At 66.5% G+C, this 17,611-nt stretch carries 13 protein-coding genes; 11 read left to right on the forward strand and 2 right to left on the reverse strand.

Annotation, left to right across the window (positions count from 1 at the left end):
- Both EJB06_RS03240 and EJB06_RS03245 read left to right on the forward strand, forming a co-directional pair.
- Positions 1–933: a universal stress protein gene (locus tag EJB06_RS03240; protein WP_164557803.1), complete on the forward strand. Its 933-nt coding sequence runs from the start codon at positions 1–3 to the stop codon at positions 931–933.
- Between the two features lie 163 nt (positions 934–1,096).
- Positions 1,097–2,071 carry an AraC family transcriptional regulator gene (locus EJB06_RS03245; RefSeq protein WP_229426906.1) on the forward strand — a complete coding sequence of 325 codons (975 nt, stop codon included), beginning with the start codon at positions 1,097–1,099 and terminating at the stop codon, positions 2,069–2,071.
- Positions 2,072–2,088: 17 nt separating this feature from the next.
- Here the strand turns inward: EJB06_RS03245 and EJB06_RS03250 are convergent, their stop codons facing one another.
- Positions 2,089–2,589, reverse strand: a complete 501-nt coding sequence (locus tag EJB06_RS03250) for a SixA phosphatase family protein (protein ID WP_229426907.1) — start codon at positions 2,587–2,589, stop codon at positions 2,089–2,091.
- 154 nt (positions 2,590–2,743) lie between these two features.
- Here EJB06_RS03250 and EJB06_RS03255 point away from each other — a divergent pair, with 154 nt between their 5' ends.
- The 7 genes from EJB06_RS03255 (at position 2,744) to EJB06_RS03285 (ending at position 13,059) form a co-directional block, all read left to right on the forward strand.
- On the forward strand, positions 2,744–3,415 hold the full coding sequence (locus tag EJB06_RS03255; protein ID WP_229426908.1) for an ANTAR domain-containing response regulator: 672 nt from the start codon (positions 2,744–2,746) through the stop codon (positions 3,413–3,415).
- Positions 3,416–3,445: 30 nt separating this feature from the next.
- Complete coding sequence (locus EJB06_RS03260) at positions 3,446–4,591, forward strand: CmpA/NrtA family ABC transporter substrate-binding protein (RefSeq protein WP_126072581.1); 1,146 nt, start codon at positions 3,446–3,448, stop codon at positions 4,589–4,591.
- A 275-nt stretch (positions 4,592–4,866) separates the two neighbouring features.
- Positions 4,867–6,201: an MFS transporter gene (locus EJB06_RS03265; RefSeq protein ID WP_126072582.1), complete on the forward strand. Its 1,335-nt coding sequence runs from the start codon at positions 4,867–4,869 to the stop codon at positions 6,199–6,201.
- Positions 6,198–8,732, forward strand: a complete 2,535-nt coding sequence (gene nirB / locus EJB06_RS03270) for a nitrite reductase large subunit NirB (protein WP_126072583.1) — start codon at positions 6,198–6,200, stop codon at positions 8,730–8,732. Before EJB06_RS03265 ends, nirB begins: the two co-directional genes overlap by 4 nt.
- A 10-nt stretch (positions 8,733–8,742) precedes the next feature.
- The gene (nirD, locus tag EJB06_RS03275) at positions 8,743–9,090 is read left to right on the forward strand and encodes a nitrite reductase small subunit NirD (RefSeq protein WP_126072584.1); all 348 of its coding nucleotides are present in this window, start codon (positions 8,743–8,745) and stop codon (positions 9,088–9,090) included.
- Entirely contained in the window at positions 9,087–10,328 is a 1,242-nt protein-coding gene (locus tag EJB06_RS03280; protein WP_229426909.1) for an NAD(P)/FAD-dependent oxidoreductase, read from the forward strand. The genes nirD and EJB06_RS03280 overlap by 4 nt, the downstream gene beginning before the upstream one ends.
- A gap of 13 nt (positions 10,329–10,341) precedes the next feature.
- A complete protein-coding gene (locus tag EJB06_RS03285; RefSeq protein WP_229426910.1) occupies positions 10,342–13,059 on the forward strand; it encodes a nitrate reductase in 2,718 nt (905 codons plus the stop codon).
- A 137-nt stretch (positions 13,060–13,196) separates the two neighbouring features.
- Here EJB06_RS03285 and EJB06_RS03290 read toward each other — a convergent pair whose 3' ends face one another.
- Complete coding sequence (locus EJB06_RS03290) at positions 13,197–13,538, reverse strand: zinc ribbon domain-containing protein YjdM (RefSeq protein WP_126072586.1); 342 nt, start codon at positions 13,536–13,538, stop codon at positions 13,197–13,199.
- Between the two features lie 201 nt (positions 13,539–13,739).
- On the opposite strand from EJB06_RS03290, the gene EJB06_RS03295 reads away from it, so the two are divergent.
- Positions 13,740–14,537 carry a hypothetical protein gene (locus tag EJB06_RS03295; RefSeq protein WP_126072587.1) on the forward strand — a complete coding sequence of 266 codons (798 nt, stop codon included), beginning with the start codon at positions 13,740–13,742 and terminating at the stop codon, positions 14,535–14,537.
- 114 nt (positions 14,538–14,651) lie between these two features.
- Positions 14,652–17,588 carry an EAL domain-containing protein gene (locus tag EJB06_RS03300; RefSeq protein WP_229426911.1) on the forward strand — a complete coding sequence of 979 codons (2,937 nt, stop codon included), beginning with the start codon at positions 14,652–14,654 and terminating at the stop codon, positions 17,586–17,588.
- Positions 17,589–17,611 lie beyond the last annotated feature (23 nt).

A 17,611-nucleotide genomic window follows, 5' to 3' on the forward strand; every position in this document is an offset into this window, starting at 1 on the left:
ATGGAATACAAGACGATCCTGGTCCATGTCGACGAATCGCCCCAGGCTGCTTCACGCATCGATACGGCGGCACGGCTCGCCATCGAGCATGAGGCGCATCTGATCGGCACGGCGCTGACCAACCTGCCGCCGCGCCTGCTGGCGCTGAGCGGCCTCGATCCCAGCCTGCCGCCGATGCAGGCGCCGCTGATCGAACTGCGTCGCCTGGCCGACAGTGCGCTGGACGTCTTCGAACAGCGGGCCACCGCGCTGGGCGTGCTGTCCCTGGAGCGGCGCCGGCTGGAAGAAGAGCTCGGGATGGGGATGAGCCTGCAGGCACGTTACTGCGACCTGGTCGTGATCGGCCAGCACAATGCCGCCCATCCCCTGCAAGGCGTACGGGCCGATTTCCCCGACTATGTGCTGCTCAATTCGGCCAAGCCGGTGCTGGTCGTGCCCGCCACGGCCCCGCACGGGCCGCCTTTGGGACAGCGCATCGTGGTAGGCTGGAACGGCAGCGCCCCGGCCAGCCGCGCGATCGCCAGCGCCATTCCGTTGATGCAGCGTGCGCGCCAGGTCGACGTCGTCGTGGTCGATGCGCGCGCGCAGGGCGACCTGCACGGCGCCATGCCGGGGGCGGACCTGGCCTTGTATCTGGCGCGGCACGCTATTCGCGTCAATGTGCGCGATATCGACAGCCGCGCCGATGCTGGCCGGGCCGATCCGGGCCGGGCCGATGCTGGCCGCGCCGATCCGGGCCGGGCCGATGCTGGCCGCGCCGATCCGGGCCGGGCCGATGCTGGCCGCGCCCTGCTGGCGGCGGCGGGCGAGGCTGGCGCCGACCTGATTGTGATGGGCGCGTACGGCCGCTCGCGCTTTCGCGAAGTCTTGCTCGGCGGCGCCACCAGGACCGTGCTCAGGTCGTCCACGCTGGCGCTCTGGATGATGCACTAGACGGGCGGCGGCAAAGCGCTTTGTGCATGCGGCAGGGGGGCTTGCGGGCGGCGCCGGCGGTATCGCAAGAGAATCAGGCAAGCCTGCGCGAGGATTCGGCCTTGGCGTGGTGCCTGTTCGCGGCTTACACTGGCGGTTGATTAACCCGCCACCGGAGGAGCCGATGCCAACGCCGCCAGGCAGACAAGACAGGATGATCGCCCTGCTGGGCAGGCTGGCGCCGGCCGAGGGCTATACCGCGTCCGCGCTCGATGAGGTGCGTTTCATGCGCGCCAACCGCGCCGTGCCGCGCACGCCCGTGTTGTACGAGCCCTGCATCGTGATCGTCTGCCAGGGGCGCAAGCGCGGGTATCTGGGCGAACGCAGCTTTATCTACGATGCTCAGCAATACCTGGTGTTGTCGGTGCCCCTGCCGTTCGAAAGCGAGACCGAGGCCAGCGATGCCGAGCCGCTGCTTGCCCTGAAGATCGACATCGACCTTGCGGTCGCGGCCGAACTGGCGCTGGCCCTCGGTCCGGCGGCGCCGGCGCACAATGCGCCTGTGAGCATGTGTTCGACGGCCATGGACGATGTCCTGGGCGACGCGGTGCTGCGCCTGCTCGAAGCGCTGTTGTGTCCGGTGGAGGCGCAAGTACTGGGGCGCGGCATCCTGCGCGAAATCCTGTACCGGGTGCTGACCGGGGAGCAGGGTGGCGCGGTGCGCGCGGCGCTGGCCCAGCACAGCCAGTTCGGCAAGATCGGCAAGGCGCTGCGCCGCATCCATGCGGGTTTCAGCGGCGAGCTCGACGTACCGACCCTGGCGCATGAGGCGGGCATGAGCGTGGCGGCCTTTCACGCCAACTTCAAGGCCGTCACCCAGACTTCGCCGATCCAGTATCTGAAGAGCACGCGGCTGCACAAGGCGCGGCTGTTGATGGTGCAGGAAGGCCTGAGCGCCTCGAGCGCGTCGAACCGGGTCGGCTACGAAAGCAGTTCGCAGTTCAGCCGGGAATTCAAGCGCTTTTTCGGCCGCAGTCCGGTGCAGGAGGCGGCCGTGATGAAAACCATCCTGAGCCAGGCGCCGAGCGAGCCGCCCGCGCATGTGAGGGCGCATTCCTTATCAGGCCGGCACGAATTTATCATGTTGCACGCATCGTGAGCAGTCGTTCCCTGCCATCAATTCGCCACCGAATGCAGCAGCACCGTCGTCACGCCCCCATCCTTGTCGACGATCAGCTGATACAGCCGGTCGAATTCGTCGTCGCCGATATCGGCGCCCGCTTTCCCTCCGAACAAGCGCACCAGATCGGGCACCGTATTCGAATGGCCGACCACCAGCGCCGTGCCGCCGGCCGCCTTGACCTGTCCGACCAGCTTCGCCGCCTGCGCCGGGTCGTACACCTGCACCGCCAGGCCCAAGCTGCTGGCCAGCGGCTGCGCCGTCTGCCGCGTGCGCTGCGTCGTGCTGCTGTAGATATGCGTGATGCCAGTCGAGCGGAGAATTGCCGCGATATTGCCGGCCCGCGCCTTGCCCTGCGCCGTCAATGCCGGATCTTTGCCGTCGGCCGCTTTTTCGCCATGCCGGACCAGGTAAACGATGGACGGATCGGCCGCCGCGACGGCCGGCGCCAGCAGGGCCGCGGCGAGCAGCATGCCGCCAGGAAGAGAAAAACGCATGCGCATGGTCCGCTTTCAGGATGTTGAGAAGGTAAGAACAGCAATGTAGCGCAGGCGGCTTGAAAGAAGCAACTATTCCGGCGCCGCCATCCTGCCCGCAAGCAACGATGCACCCGAGCGGGATTGGCCCGTATCTTGCTTGTATGGTAAGTACATGGCCACACATCCACCCAACAACATGCCCAGAACTCCCGCGCAACCCCCACGCAAGCTGCGCATTGTCGTCGTCAACACGATCGTCCCGGACGGCGGCGAGCACGATGCCGCGCTGGCTGTCCAGGTCATGCGCGGCAATGCGCTGCGCATCGGCCTGCTCGAATCCGGCTACGACATCGTCGCTTCGCTGCCCGCCGACATCTACCTGCCCGACCGCATTGCCCAGCTCCAGCCCGACATGATCATCATCGATGCCGAATCGGACGCGCGCGACGTGCTCGAACACATCGTCATCGCCAGCCGCGACGAGCGCCGCCCGATCGTGCTGTTTACCGAGGACGACACCACCAGCAGCATGGATGCGGCCATGGCGGCCGGCGTCTCGGCCTATATCGTGGCCGGCTTGCAGGCCGAGCGCATCAAGCCGGTGCTGAACGTGGCGCTGGCGCGTTTCCGCCAGGAGCAGAAGCTGCTGGCCGAGCTGAGCGAAACGCGCCACAAGCTGGCCGAGCGCAAGATCATCGACCGCGCCAAGGGCATCTTGATGACCCATCACCGGCTGACCGAGGACCAGGCCTACCAGAAGCTGCGCAGCATGGCGATGAACAAGAATCTGAAGCTGGCGGAGATTGCCCAGCGCATCCTCGATGTCGAGGATCTGCTCGCTTGAATCGGCGCCGGCAGGAACACAAGGAGTGGTATGGCAGCAATCATCGGTAATCCCTTGCGCACGGTCCGGATCGGCTTCATGCCGCTGACCGATTGCGCCTCCCTGGTCATGGCGGCCGAGTGCGGCTTCGACCGCCAGTACGGCATCCGGATCGTGCCCAGCCGCGAGACGTCCTGGGCCAATGTGCGCGACAAGCTGGGCTCCGGCGCGCTGGACGCCGCCCATGTGCTGTACGGCCTGATGGTCGGCGTGCAGCTCGGCATCGGGTGCCAGCGGCAAGACATGGCGGTCCTGATGAACCTGAGCCGCAACGGCCAGGCGGTCACCGTCTCGCGCGCGCTGGCGCAGCAGGGCGCGCTCGACGGCCCGGGCCTGGCGCGGCAGATGCGCGAGGCGCCGCGCAGCTACACCTTCGCCCACACTTTCCCGACCGGCAATCACGCCATGCTGCTGTACTACTGGCTGGCGGCGCAGGGCATCGACCCGCTGCGCCAGGCGCGCGCGCTGACGGTGCCGCCGGCCCAGATGGTGGGCAGCCTGAAAGCCGGCATGATCGACGGCTTCTGCGCCGGCGAGCCCTGGGGCCAGCGCGCCATCGACGAGGGCGTGGGCGTGACGGCGGCGACCAGCCAGCAGATCTGGCCCGATCATCCGGGCAAGGTGCTGGGAACCACGGCGGCCTTCGCGGCGAGCGAAGCGGATACGTGCCGGGCGATGATCGCGGCCGTGCTCGACGCCAGCCGCTGGATCGAAGCGTCCACGGCCAACAGGGAGCAGAGCGCCACCGTACTGGCCGGTTCCGCCTATCTGAATACCGGCAGGCAGGCCATCGCCGCGCGCCTGCTGGGGCGCTACGACAACGGCGCGGGCAGGCAATGGACCGATGCCCAGGCGCTCTGTTTCCATGCCGATGGCGAGGTCAACTTTCCCTACCTGTCGGACAGCATGTGGTTCATGACCCAGCAGCGCAGATGGGGGCTGCTGCGCGACGACCCGGATTACCTGGGCCAGGCACAGGCCGTCAACCGGATCGACCTGTACAAAGGCGCGGCCGGGATGACCGGCACCCAGCTGCCGGCCTCTGTCATGCGCAGCTCGACCCTGATCGACGGCATGCGCTGGGATGGCAGCGATCCGCGTGGTTACGCGGCATCGTTCCCGATTCACCAGCGCTAAGGGGAGGGGAGCCGGCGCACGCGCCGACGCATCATTTTCGGGCATTGTTGCACCGCAATGTAGCGTCCGCCCGGATTCCCCGCCATTCCCCGGCCATCCCGCCCCTTGCCGACGCTGGCACGGCGTTTGCTAAATAGATCGTATCGGATCAATGGCGATCCCCTGAACAACTTGCGCTGATCTAAAGACGGATCGGCAGGACAACGGCGTCCGTCCAACCTGGTTTCGACAACCGGGTCTGGTCGGACGCCTTTTTGTTTTTAACGGGATAAAACATGGCCACCAAAGCAAACACCATCGCACTCTTCAGTATCGATACTCCGCAGATGCGCGCCTTCCACCTGACCTGGATGGCCTTCTTCGTCTGTTTCTTCGCCTGGTTCGCCTGCGCGCCGCTGATGCCCATCATCAAGGGCGAATTCGGCCTGACCCTGGCCCAGGTCGCCAACATCAACATCGCCGCCGTCGCCATCACCATCCTGGTCCGCCTGATCGTCGGCCCCATGTGCGACCGCTTCGGCCCGCGCAAGGCCTACACCGGCCTGCTGCTGCTCGGCGCCATCCCGGTCCTCGGCGTGGCCGCCTCGCAAAGCTACGAGAGCTTCCTGTTCTTCCGCCTCGGCATCGGCGCCGTCGGCGCCAGCTTCGTCATCACCCAGTACCACACCTCGGTCATGTTCGGGCCCAAGGTGGTCGGCACCGCCAACGCGGCTGCCGCCGGCTGGGGCAACGCCGGCGGCGGCGCGGCCCAGGCGCTGATGCCCTTGCTGGTCGGCGCGCTGCTGATGCTGGGCGTGAGCGACACGCTGGGCTGGCGCGTGGCCCTGCTGGTTCCGGGCGTGCTGATGATCGTCATGGCCGGCCTGTACTGGAAATTCACCCAGGACTGCCCGCAAGGCAACTACGACCAGATGCGCGCCGCCGGCATGGCGATTGAGGGCGGCAAGGCGGGGCATGCCCGCGCCGGCGGCTGGGAGAGCTTCAAGGCCGCCAGCGCCAATCACCGCGTGTGGCTGCTGTTCGTCACCTACGGCGCCTGCTTCGGCATCGAGATCTTCATCCACAATATCGCCGCCGTCTACTACGTCGACCACTTCAAACTGAGCCTGAAAGAAGCCGGCATGGCCGCCGGCAGCTTCGGCCTGCTGGCGCTGTTCGCCCGCGCCCTGGGCGGCTGGGTGTCGGACAGGATGGCGATGCGCGGCACCATCAACAGCCGCGTGACGTTGCTGTTCGTGCTGATGATCGGCGAAGGCGCGGGCCTGTTGTGGTTCGCCAAGGCCGACGGCGTCGCCTTTGCCGTCATCGCCATGCTGGTCTTCGGCCTGTTCACCCACATGGCTTGCGGCGCCACCTACGCGCTGGTGCCCTTCATCGACAGCCGCGCCCTGGGCGGCGTGGCCGGCATCATCGGCGCCGGCGGCAATGTGGGCGCGGTGGCCGCCGGCTTTCTCATGAAAGGCACGGGCGACATCGCCCAGACCCTCACCATCCTCAGCGGCCTGGTGCTGCTGTCGGCGCTGTGCGCCATCGCGGTCCGGCTCAGCGCCGCCGCGGACGACCGTCCGGTCGCCGTCAACAACGCTGTGGCCCAAGGAGAACCGGCATGAAGATCATCGTCATCGGCCACGGCATGGTGGGCCACAAATTCCTGGAGTCGCTGGGCGCCGCCGCCGCGCCGGGGCTGGAAGTGACGGTCCTGTGCGAAGAGCCGCGCGCCGCCTACGACCGCGTGCACCTGTCCGAATTCTTTGCCGGTAAATCGGCGGACGAGCTGTCGCTGGTGCCGGCCGGCTTTTTCGAGGGCGGCAATATGCTGCTCAAGCTGAACGCGAAGGCGGTCGCGGTCGACCGCGAAGCGAAGACCGTCACCGTCGGCAGCGGCGACGTGCTGGCCTACGACAAACTGGTGTTCGCCACCGGCTCCTACCCCTTCGTGCCGCCGCTGGCCGGCAAGGACCGCAAGGACTGCTTCGTCTACCGCACCATCGAAGACCTGGAAGCGATGCTCGAATGCGGCAAGCGCTCCAGAACCGGCGTGGTGATCGGCGGCGGCCTGCTGGGGCTCGAATGCGCCAAGGCCCTGCGCGACATGCAGCTGCAGACGCACGTGGTGGAATTCGCCCCGCGCCTGATGGCGGTGCAGGTGGACGACGGCGGCGCGCGCGTGCTGCGCGCCAAGATCGAAGACCTGGGCGTGACCGTCCACACCCAGAAGAACACGCTCGAGATCATCGACGGCGAAGACGGCACGCACCGCATGCGCTTTGCCGACGGCAGCCACCTGGATACCGACATGATCGTCTTCTCGGCCGGGATCCGCCCGCGCGACGACCTGGCGCGCCTGTGCGGCCTGGCGATCGGCCCGCGCGGCGGCATCGCCATCGACGACAGCTGCCTGACCTCCGATCCGGACGTCTACGCCATCGGCGAATGCGCGCTGTGGAACGGCCAGTTGTTCGGCCTCGTGGCGCCGGGCTACGACATGGCCCGGGTGGCGGCGCGCCACCTGCTCGGCGAACAGGCGGCCGCCTTTACCGGCGCCGACATGAGCACCAAGCTCAAACTGATGGGCGTGGACGTGGCCAGCATGGGCGACCCGCACGCGCTCAGTCCGGGCAGCCGCTCTTACCAGTTCACCGACGAACGCAAGCAGGTCTACAAGAAGATCGTCGTGTCCGACTGCGGCAAATTCCTGCTCGGCGGCGTGATGGTGGGCGACGCCAGCGAGTACGGCACCCTGCTGCAGATGATGCTGAATAAAATCGAGCTGCCCGAGTCGCCCGAATTCCTGATCCTGCCGCAAAGCGACGGCAAGGCGCGCCCTGGCCTCGGCGTGGATGCGCTGCCAGATACGGCCCAGATCTGCTCCTGCAACGATGTGTCGAAGGGCGACCTGTGCGCCGCCGTCTGCGGCGGGGCGACCACCATCGGCGCGCTGAAAAGCTGCACCAAGGCCGGTTCCACCTGCGGCGGCTGCGTGGCCCTGGTCACCCAGGTGATGAAGGCCGAGATGAAGAAGCAGGGCATGGCCGTCAACAACCACGTGTGCGAACACTTCCCCTACACGCGCCAGGAGATCTACCACCTGGTCAAGGTCGGCAAGATCACTTCCTTCGACGACCTGCTGGCGCAGCACGGCACGGGACGCGGCTGCGACATCTGCAAGCCGGTGGCCGCCAATGTGCTGGCCTCGACCTGGAACGACTTCGTGCTCAAGCCGGAACACGCCAGCCTGCAGGATTCGAACGACTACTTCCTCGGCAATATCCAGAAGGATGGCACTTATTCTGTGGTGCCGCGCATGCCGGGCGGCGAAGTCACGGCCGATGGCCTGATCGCGGTCGGCATGGTCGCCAAAAAATACGGCCTGTACACCAAGATCACCGGCGGCCAGCGGGTCGACCTGTTCGGCGCGCGCGTCGAGCAGCTGCCGTCGATCTGGGAAGAACTGATCGAGGCCGGCTTCGAATCGGGCCACGCCTACGGCAAGTCGCTGCGCACGGTCAAATCGTGCGTCGGTTCCACCTGGTGCCGCTATGGCGTGGCCGACAGCGTCGGTTTCGCCATCGAGCTGGAAAACCGCTACAAGGGCCTGCGCACGCCGCACAAGATCAAGTTCGGCGTCTCCGGCTGCACCCGCGAATGCGCCGAGGCGCAGGGCAAGGACGTGGGCCTGATCGCCACCGAAAAAGGCTGGAACCTGTACGTGTGCGGCAACGGCGGCATGAAGCCGCGCCACGCCGAATTGATCGCATCAAGCCTGGACCAGGACACCGTGGTGCGCTACATCGACCGCTTCCTGATGTTCTACGTGCGCACGGCCGACCGCCTGCAGCGCACCAGCGTCTGGCGCGACAATCTCGAAGGCGGCCTCGATTACCTCAAATCGGTGGTCATCGACGACAAGCTGCACCTGGCCGCCGAACTGGAAGCGGACATGCAGCACGTGGTCGACACCTACGCCTGCGAATGGAAGAACGCCGTCACCGATCCGGCCACGCGCCAGCGCTTCCGCCATTTTGTCAACAGCGACCAGGCCGACCAGAACGTGGTCTTCATGCCCGAACGCGGCCAGATTCGCCCGGCCACGATCGAAGAACGCAAGCGCGTCATCCCTCTCATCGTCAAAACCGCCTAAGGAGAAGCCCATGCACCGCGATATCGAACTGACCAACTGGACCGCTGTCTGCTCGCTCGACGAAATCGTCCCCAACACCGGCGTGTGCGCGCTGCTCAATGGCGAACAGGTGGCCGTGTTCCATGTGCGTGATTCCGTAGAGCGCGTGTTCGCGATCGGGAACGTCGATCCGAACAGCGGCGTATCGGTACTCTCGCGCGGACTGGTGGGAAGCCTGGGCGAACGCATCGTGGTGGCCTCGCCCATCTACAAGCAGCACTTCGACCTGTTCACCGGCGAATGCCTGGAAGCGCCGGAACACTCGGTGCCCAGCTACCGCGCGCGCGTCCAGGACGGCAAGGTATGGGTCTGCGCATGACACAGCTCACGACGGCGCCCGTCGCCAGGCAATCGCTGGTCGTCATCGGCAACGGCATGGCCGGCATGCGCACGGTCGAGGAAATGCTCAAGCTGGCGCCGCAGCTGTACGACATCACGGTGTTCGGCGCCGAGCCGCACGGTAACTACAACCGCATCCTGCTCTCGCCGCTGCTGGCCGGCGAAAAGAACATCGACGACATCATGCTGCACACGCGCGAATGGTACGCCGCCAACGGCATCACCCTGCACGCGGGCGATCCGGTGGTGCATATCGACCGCCGCAAGCGCATGGTGCGCTCCGCATCGGGGCGCGAAGTCTGGTACGACCGCCTGCTGCTGGCCACCGGTTCGAAACCGTTCATCGTGCCCGTTCCCGGCCACACGCTGGCGGGCGTGATCGGCTTTCGCGATATCCAGGACGTCGACACCATGCTGGCGGCGGCCCGCAGCGGCGGCCATGCGGTCGTGATCGGCGGCGGCCTGCTCGGGCTGGAGGCGGCCAACGGCCTGCTGCGGCGCGGGATGCAGGTCACCGTGGTGCACGTGATGGACAGCCTGATGAACCAGCAGCTCGACAAGCCGGCCGCGCTGCTGTTGAAGAACGCGCTGGAACTGAAGGGCTTGCGCTTCCTGCTCGAAGCGCATACCAGCGAGATTGCGGGCGACGCGCGCGTGACAGCGGTGCGCTTCAAGGATGGCAGCGAGATTCCGGCCGACCTGGTGGTCATGGCCGCCGGCGTGCGTCCGAATATCGAACTGGCCAGGGCCGCCGGCCTGCACTGCGAGCGCGCCATCGTCGTCGACGACACCTTGCAGACCTACGATCCGCGCATCTACGCGGTGGGCGAATGCGTGCAGCACCGCAGCGCCACCTTCGGCCTGGTCGCGCCGATCTGGGACCAGGCCAGGGTGTGCGGCGCGCACCTGGCGCGCAACGGCCACCGCCGCTACGTGCAGCAAGCCACGCCGACCAAGCTGAAGGTCACCGGCGTCGACCTGTATTCGGTCGGCGACTTTATCGGCGGCGAGGGCAGCGAAGACCTGGTGCTGCGCGATCCGCGCCGCGGCATCTACAAACGCCTGGTGTTGGCCGGTAACCGGATCGCGGGGGCGGTGCTGTACGGCGACGTGCAGGACGGTCCGTGGTACTTCGGCCTGATCCAGAACCGCACCGATATATCGTCCATGCGCAGTCGCCTGCTGTTCGGCGAAGCCTTGTGCGCCCAAGCTGCCTGACACGGAGCATCAATTGAACCTCTCCCCGATCCCGGCGCGCCGTATCGCCCTCGCGGTGCGCAGCACCTGTCCTTACTGCGGCGTGGGCTGCGGCATCACCGCCACGCCCTTGCCCGACGGCGCCATCGCCATCGCGGGCGACCCCGGCCACGCCGCCAATCGCGGCCGCCTGTGCGTCAAGGGAGCGGCGCTGGGAGAAACCATCGGCCTCGAAGGCCGCCTCCTGCATCCGGCCGTGCGCGAAGCCGGCGCGCTGCGCCGGGCATCCTGGGACCAGGCGCTCGAGCGCGTCGCCGGCGGCCTGCGCGCCATCATCGACGAACACGGGCCGGACGCGGTGGCGCTGTACGTCTCGGGCCAGCTCCTGACCGAGGACTACTACGTCGCCAACAAGCTGATGAAAGGCTACATCGGCAGCGCCAACATCGACACCAATTCGCGCCTGTGCATGTCGTCCGCCGTGGCGGGGCACAAGCGCGCCTTCGGCGCCGACCTGGTGCCGGGCTGCTACGAAGACTTCGACCTGGCCGACATGGTGGTGCTGGTGGGGTCGAACACGGCGTGGTGCCATCCGATCCTGTTCCAGCGCATCGCGCGCCTGAAGGAGGCGCGTCCCGAGGTGCGCATCGTCGTCATCGATCCGCGCCGCACCGCCACCTGCGAACTGGCCGACCTGCACCTGCCGGTCAAACCCGGCACCGACGTGTGGCTGTTCAACGGTTTGCTCAGCTACCTCGCGCGCAGCGGCGTGCAGGACACGGCTTTCATCGAAGCCCACACCAACGGCCTGGAACAGGCGCTGGACGCCGCGCAGGTCGATTGCGCCGATCCGCTGGCGGTGGCGCGCCACTGCCGCCTCGATCCTGACGACCTGCTGGCCTTCTACGCCGGCTTTGCGGCGACCGCCAACGTGGTCACGGCCTTTTCGCAAGGGGTGAACCAGTCGTCGGCCGGGACCGATAAGGTCAACAGCATCATCAACTGCCACCTGCTCACGGGCCGCATCGGCCAGCCGGGCATGGGACCGTTTTCGATCACCGGCCAGCCGAATGCCATGGGCGGACGCGAAGTGGGCGGCCTGGCCAACATGCTGGCGGCCCACATGGACCTGGACAACCCGCAGCACCGCGACACGGTGCAGACCTTCTGGTCCTCGCCGCGCATCGCCGGCAAGGGCGGACTGAAGGCGGTCGACCTGTTCAAGGCGATCGAAGCGGGCACGGTCAAGGCGGTGTGGGTGATCGCCACCAACCCGATGGTGAGCATGCCGGACGCAAACCAGGTCCAGCGCGCGCTGGAAAAGTGCGAACTGGTGGTGGTCTCCGACATCATCGCCAACACCGACACGAATGCCTTTGCCGACGTGCTGCTGCCGGCGCTGGGCTGGGGCGAGAAGGATGGCACGGTCACCAATTCCGAGCGCCTGATCTCGCGCCAGCGCGCCTTTTTGCCGGCGCCCGGAGAGGCGCGCGCCGACTGGCGCATTCTGGCCGACGTGGCGCGGCGCATGGGCTTCGACGGCTTCGACTTCGATAGTTCGCACGCCGTGTTCGACGAACATGCGCGTCTGAGCGTGTTCCGCAACGAGGGCACGCGTGTGTTCAACCTGGCGGGCCTGTGCGGCTTGACGGCCGACGACTACGACAGGCTCGAACCGGTGCAGTGGCCGGTGCGGCGCGGCGCGGACGGCGCGTTGCAGGGCAGCGCGCGCCTGTTCGGAGAGCGCCGCTTCGCCCATGCCGACGGCAAGGCGCGCTTCATCGCCACGGCGCCGCGCGCGCCGGCCAACCGGGTCGATCCCGCATATCCGCTGGTGCTGAACACGGGGCGCGTGCGCGACCAGTGGCACACCATGAGCCGCACCGGCCGCGCCCCGCGCCTGGCCGATCACACGGCCGAAGCCTTCATCGACATGCATCCGCAGGACGCGCTGCTGTACGGCGTGCGCGAAGGGGAGCTGGCGCGCGTGTCGAGCCAGTGGGGGGCGATGGTGGCGCGCGTGCAGCACGGCGGCGGCATTGCGCGCGGATCGGTGTTCGTGCCGATTCACTGGAACGGCCAGACCGCCTCCGACGCGCGCGTGGGTACGCTGGTCAATCCGGTTGTCGACCCGGTGTCGGGCGAGCCGGAATTCAAGCATACGCCGGTGCAGGTGGAGCGCTTCGGGGTGGCGTGGCATGCCTTTGTGTTGAGCCGCAGCGAACTGGCGCTGGACCAGGTGGCGCATTGGACGCGGGTGCAGGGACGCGGCTTTGCGCGTTACGAGATGGCCGGCCGCGGCCAGGTGCGCGACCGCGCCGCCTGGGCGCGCGCGCTGCTCGGTGCCGGCGATGACGCCGACTGGCTCGATTACGAAGACGCCAGCGATGGCGTGTACCGGGCGGTGCACGTGGTGGGCGAGCACATCGAACAGTGCATCTTCCTGTCGCCGCGCACCGACCTGCCGGCGCGCGCCTGGCTGGCCAGCCTGTTCGCCAGCGAGTCGCTCACCCGGCTCGACCGCGCCGGCCTGCTGGCCGGGCAGGCGCTCGGCCAGCGCCTCGACACCGGACCGACCGTGTGTTCCTGCTTCGGGGTGGGGCGCAACACGATCTGCGCGGCGATCGTCGCCCAGGACTTGAAGACGGTGCCGGAAGTGACGGCTTGCCTGAAGGCGGGGGGCAATTGCGGTTCTTGCGTGCCCGAGATCAAGGTATTGTTGATCCAGACCAGGGCGCGCGAGGCGGCCTGAGAAGGTTCATGGCCATTGTCGACTAGTAAGCATTGTCGACTAGCAGGATAGGCGCCTGACGATCGTGCCGCTGACAGTCGGCCGCCGCCTTGCGGATGCGGGGACAGCCCCCGGGTCTGCAAGGCGCAGCCGCAGGCTTACACTTTCTTGACGAATTCCGACTTCAGGCTCATGGCGCCGAAGCCGTCGATCTTGCAGTCGATATCGTGGTCGCTGTCGACCAGGCGAATGTTCTTGACCTTGGTTCCCATCTTGACCGTCCCGCCCGATCCCTTGAGCTTCAAATCCTTGATCACGGTGACCGTGTCGCCATCCTGCAACACATTCCCAGCAGCATCGCGATAAACCTTCGGCCCTTCCTCGGCCGCCGCGCCTTCCTGCGCGCTCCATTCGTGGGCGCACTCCGGGCACACCAGGTTGCTGCCGTCTTCGTAAGTAAATTCTGAATTGCATTTAGGGCAGGGGGGAAGTGCGCTCATGGGAATCGTCCTGAAGTTGCTTGAAAGGCGATGAGTATACAACCTGCCCCGCTTGTACAGCCAGTTGCATGTTGAGTAGAAACAATGCTTTTGGTAAACAGTGATGCAAACATGGTTCTTCTTGGCCCTTCGATTTGTCTGATACCTCTGATAATTGCCTCAGAGAATCAACAAATTCACAACAGAACGAGGAGCATGACCATGGCATCGAGCACTTCCCTGAGCAGCCTGCAACTGAGCAACATCCTCCGGCCGGCACCGCTGCGGGCCGACCGTGCCGGCGTCGGCGCGCCGGTCGCGATTGAACTACTGCCCTTTACCGTGCGCCCGGTGCGCAGCGCGGCCGACCTGCGCAAGGCGGTCGACGTGCGCCAGGCCGCCTACGCGCGCCACCTGCCCGAATTCGCCCGCACCCTGGCGCAAGCCGAAGCGGCCGACCACGACAGCGACACCGTGATCCTGCTGGCCGAGTCGAAGGAAGACGGCAGCGCGCTCGGCAGCGTGCGCATCCAGACCAATTTTCGCCAGCCGCTGCACGTGGAAGTATCGGTCGACCTGCCGCTGTGGCTGGCATCGCAGCGGCTGGCCGAGGTGACCCGGCTCGGCATCGTCGAAGGGCGCATCGGACGCCAGGTGAAGCTGGCGCTGATCAAGGCCTGCTTCGCGCATTGCGAGCAGCACGGTGTCGACGCGGCCGTGGTCAGCGGCCGCGCGCCGATCGACCGCCAGTACGAGCAACTGCTGTTCACCGATGTGTTCGCCAGCCGCGAGCCCGTCATCCTGCGCCACGTCGGCAACATGCCGCACCGAATCATGTACTTCGACATCGCCAGCGGCCAGGAACGCTGGGAAGCGGCACGCCATCCCTTGCTCGATTTCTTTTGCCGCACACGCCATCCGGACATCGATCTGGGCAAGCATGTCCCTGCCACTTGGAAACATGGTTTGCCGCGCAGCCAGCAGGCGGCGGGCGCCGTTGTTGTTGGGCTCGCAGCGTAAGCAATCAAACTGTGACGGCGCGACAGTAACGATGTATGCTTTGACATGATTGCCGCCTGAGAGCAATGCACGGCGGCGCGAGGTCCCCACCAGTTGTGTAGATGGATGCCGCTCATGTCAATGCCGACCTCCTCGTCCCACGCCTCACGCGACCGCGTCCAGCACGCTCTCGAAGCCTCGCTGCGCCTGCTCTCCTTCTACCTGGTTCCGCTCGCCATCGCGCTGCTGTCGCTGCTGGCGCTGGCATCCTGGCAAAGCCAGTACCGCAGCGTCGAGGGCCGGCCGCTGGCCTTGCGGGTCATGACGCACGCCGACCCGGCGCTGGCGCCGCAACAGGCGCTGGCGCAAGTGGCCGGCATGCCGCGCGTCCTGGCCCGCGAAACGCGCATGTCGCCCGACCCGCACTGGTTCAGCCTGGCCGTCGATACGCGCGCCGGCACGATGATCGAATTCCCGTCGCGCCACATGGTCGAGATCGCTTGTTGGGAGGGCGCGCGCCTGCGTGCCCTGGGAAGTTCCACCCGATCCGTCTCGACCGGCGCCATCGCCCCGCTGCGGGCGGGCTTCGCACTGACCCTGACGGCGGCGCAGGCGCAGCCCTTGCTGTGCCGCGCCGTGCTCATCGGTCCGGCGCGGCTGTCCGCAAGCCAATGGCAAGCGGACCAGCTGGCGCTGGCGGTACAGCAATTCCACCGCAAATCGGGCCTGCTCGACGGCGGCATGATCGTGCTGACCCTGTTTGTCCTCACGACCGCTTTGATCAACCGCCAGGCCCTGTACGTCTTGCTGGCCGGCTGGCTGATCCTGAACCTGCGCGTCGGCGCGCTCTCGGCCGGCTGGGATATCCAGTGGCTGGGCCAGGTCGTGCCCGACCGCTGGCTGTTGCCGGGCCGCGCCCTGACCATCGCCCTGTATGCGATCTCGACGCTGACCCTGTACCAGACCCTGTTCCGCGAGCGCCTGGCCAGGACGCGCTACCGCACGCCGCTGCGCGTTGCCGAATGGTGCTGCCTGCCGCTGCTGGCGCTGTCCGTGCTCTTGCCGTACCACCTTTTCTTGCCGGCCATGTGGGTCTTCGTGGCGTATGGCCTGATGCTGATGACGCTCGGGCTGGTCAGCCTGATGGCGCAGTCGCATACCCGGGTGGCGTTCTGGTTCGCCGCCTCGTTCGCGGTGACCATGCTGTCCGGGCTGGCGGAAGTCATCGCCGCCGCCCTTGGCGTGCGCGACCTGACCGGCATGGTCAACAGCGTTACGGCAGCGCTCGCCTCAAGCCTGCTGGCCGCGCTTGCCGTGGCCGAACAGATGCGCCAGGAAACCGAACAGCGCATCGCGGCCCAGGCCGAGCTGCAGCACACCTACGACGCCATGCCGGTCGGCCTGTTCACGCTCGACCTGGAGGGAAATTTCCTCAGCGCCAACCCGACCATGCAGAAAATGCTTGGGGCCGATGCCGACGCGATCACCGGAAAGCGCTTCCAGCAATTCTTTGCCGACGGCGTCTGGGGCACCTTGTCGTCCCTCGTGCTGGACCTGCCCGACGCCGAACTGCGCATCGAGGACCGCAGCGGCGCGCATTGCTTCCTGGTGCGCGCGACCCTGGCGCGCGGCAAGATCGAAGGCGTGTTGCAGGATACGACCGAGCAGCATAAAGCCACCGAACAATTGCGTTTCATGGCCAATAACGATGCGCTGACCAAGGTTTACAACCGGCGCGGAATCGAGCGCGTGTTCGAGCAAGCCTGTTTCAAGCCGATGACCCTGGCTTACCTCGACCTCGATCGCTTCAAGCTGATCAACGACCTGTTCGGTCACCTGGCGGGCGACGAAGTGCTCAAGCAAGTGTGCGAACGCATCAGTGCCGTGCTCAGCGGCGAACAGCGCATCGGCCGCGTGGGCGGCGACGAATTCGTCATCATCATGCCGGAAACCTCGATCCGCGTGGCGGCGCTGATTTGCCGCTGCCTGGTCGGGCGCATCGGCAACACGCCCTACCGCGTGGGCGACAAGGCGTTTCACGTGCGCGGCTCGATCGGCCTGATCGAGGTGCAGCCGGGCATGCAGATGAAAGATGCGATCTCGACCGCCGACCGCGCCTGCCGCGAAGCCAAGAGCGGCCACCGCGACGGCCTGGTCGTGTACGAGCGCGATTCCACGGCCTTCATCGAGCGCGAGGCCGAGCTGAACCTGGTCGAGCGCCTCTCGGCGAACGACGCGACCGCCTGCATGGTGCTCGAAATGCAGCCGATCATGTCGCTCAAGATGCCCTACGATTCGATGAATTTCGAGGTCTTGCTGCGCATGCGCGAAGCGGACGGCAGCTTGCTGGCGGCCGGGCCCATCATCGCCGCCGCCGAAAAGAGCGGGCGCATGGGCGTGATCGACCGCTGGGTATTGTCGACCACCTTGAGCTGGATCGAGCGCCACGCCGACATGCTGGCCAATACCCAGTTCGTGTGCATGAACCTGTCCGGCGCCTCGCTCAACGACGAACGCTTCATCCAGGACACCATCGACATCCTGCGCCGCAACCGCGACGCCGCCAGCCGGCTATGCATGGAGATCACCGAAAGCGTCGCTCTGCACGACCTGAACAACACGCGGCGTTTCATCGACCAGGTGCGTCATTTTGGGGTCAAGGTGGCGCTCGACGATTTCGGGGCGGGCTACACCTCGTTTTCCTATCTCAAGGAATTGCCGGCGGACATACTCAAGATCGATGGCAACTTTATCGTCAACATGAATGCGCATCCGGCCGACGTCGCCATCGTCGAGGCCATCGTCAAGCTGGCGGTGAACCTGGGCATGAAGACGATTGCCGAATGGGCCGAAGACGGCGCCACGGTGCAGACCCTGGCCGATATCGGAGTGGACTATGTGCAAGGTTTTGTGATCGCATCGTCGATGGCGCCGGACATCTTGCTCACCGTCAGTTCGGCCGCCGGTTTTATCGTCGACGAGGAATTGACTCTGCTGGTCGGCGCGCTGGGCGGGCCGTCCGGGGCGCCTGCCCGGGGGCCGGCGCTCGACGAGGTCCAGGTGACGCAATAGCGTGGAACTTTTTTGTCGCACGC

Source organism: Massilia atriviolacea (assembly GCF_003953935.1).
In the GTDB taxonomy this organism is placed as follows: domain Bacteria; phylum Pseudomonadota; class Gammaproteobacteria; order Burkholderiales; family Burkholderiaceae_D; genus Telluria_A; species Telluria_A atriviolacea.

What these genes read in the sequence shown, in the direction of transcription:
- EJB06_RS03240 (WP_164557803.1), top strand. Translation starts at nt 1, where the DNA reads ATGGAATACAAGACGATCCTGGTCCATGTCGACGAATCGCCCCAGGCT.
- EJB06_RS03245 (WP_229426906.1), top strand. Translation starts at nt 1,097, where the DNA reads ATGCCAACGCCGCCAGGCAGACAAGACAGGATGATCGCCCTGCTGGGC.
- EJB06_RS03250 (WP_229426907.1), bottom strand. Translation starts at nt 2,589, where the DNA reads ATGCGTTTTTCTCTTCCTGGCGGCATGCTGCTCGCCGCGGCCCTGCTG.
- EJB06_RS03255 (WP_229426908.1), top strand. Translation starts at nt 2,744, where the DNA reads ATGGCCACACATCCACCCAACAACATGCCCAGAACTCCCGCGCAACCC.
- EJB06_RS03260 (WP_126072581.1), top strand. Translation starts at nt 3,446, where the DNA reads ATGGCAGCAATCATCGGTAATCCCTTGCGCACGGTCCGGATCGGCTTC.
- EJB06_RS03265 (WP_126072582.1), top strand. Translation starts at nt 4,867, where the DNA reads ATGGCCACCAAAGCAAACACCATCGCACTCTTCAGTATCGATACTCCG.
- nirB (WP_126072583.1), top strand. Translation starts at nt 6,198, where the DNA reads ATGAAGATCATCGTCATCGGCCACGGCATGGTGGGCCACAAATTCCTG.
- nirD (WP_126072584.1), top strand. Translation starts at nt 8,743, where the DNA reads ATGCACCGCGATATCGAACTGACCAACTGGACCGCTGTCTGCTCGCTC.
- EJB06_RS03280 (WP_229426909.1), top strand. Translation starts at nt 9,087, where the DNA reads ATGACACAGCTCACGACGGCGCCCGTCGCCAGGCAATCGCTGGTCGTC.
- EJB06_RS03290 (WP_126072586.1), bottom strand. Translation starts at nt 13,538, where the DNA reads ATGAGCGCACTTCCCCCCTGCCCTAAATGCAATTCAGAATTTACTTAC.
- EJB06_RS03295 (WP_126072587.1), top strand. Translation starts at nt 13,740, where the DNA reads ATGGCATCGAGCACTTCCCTGAGCAGCCTGCAACTGAGCAACATCCTC.
- EJB06_RS03300 (WP_229426911.1), top strand. Translation starts at nt 14,652, where the DNA reads ATGTCAATGCCGACCTCCTCGTCCCACGCCTCACGCGACCGCGTCCAG.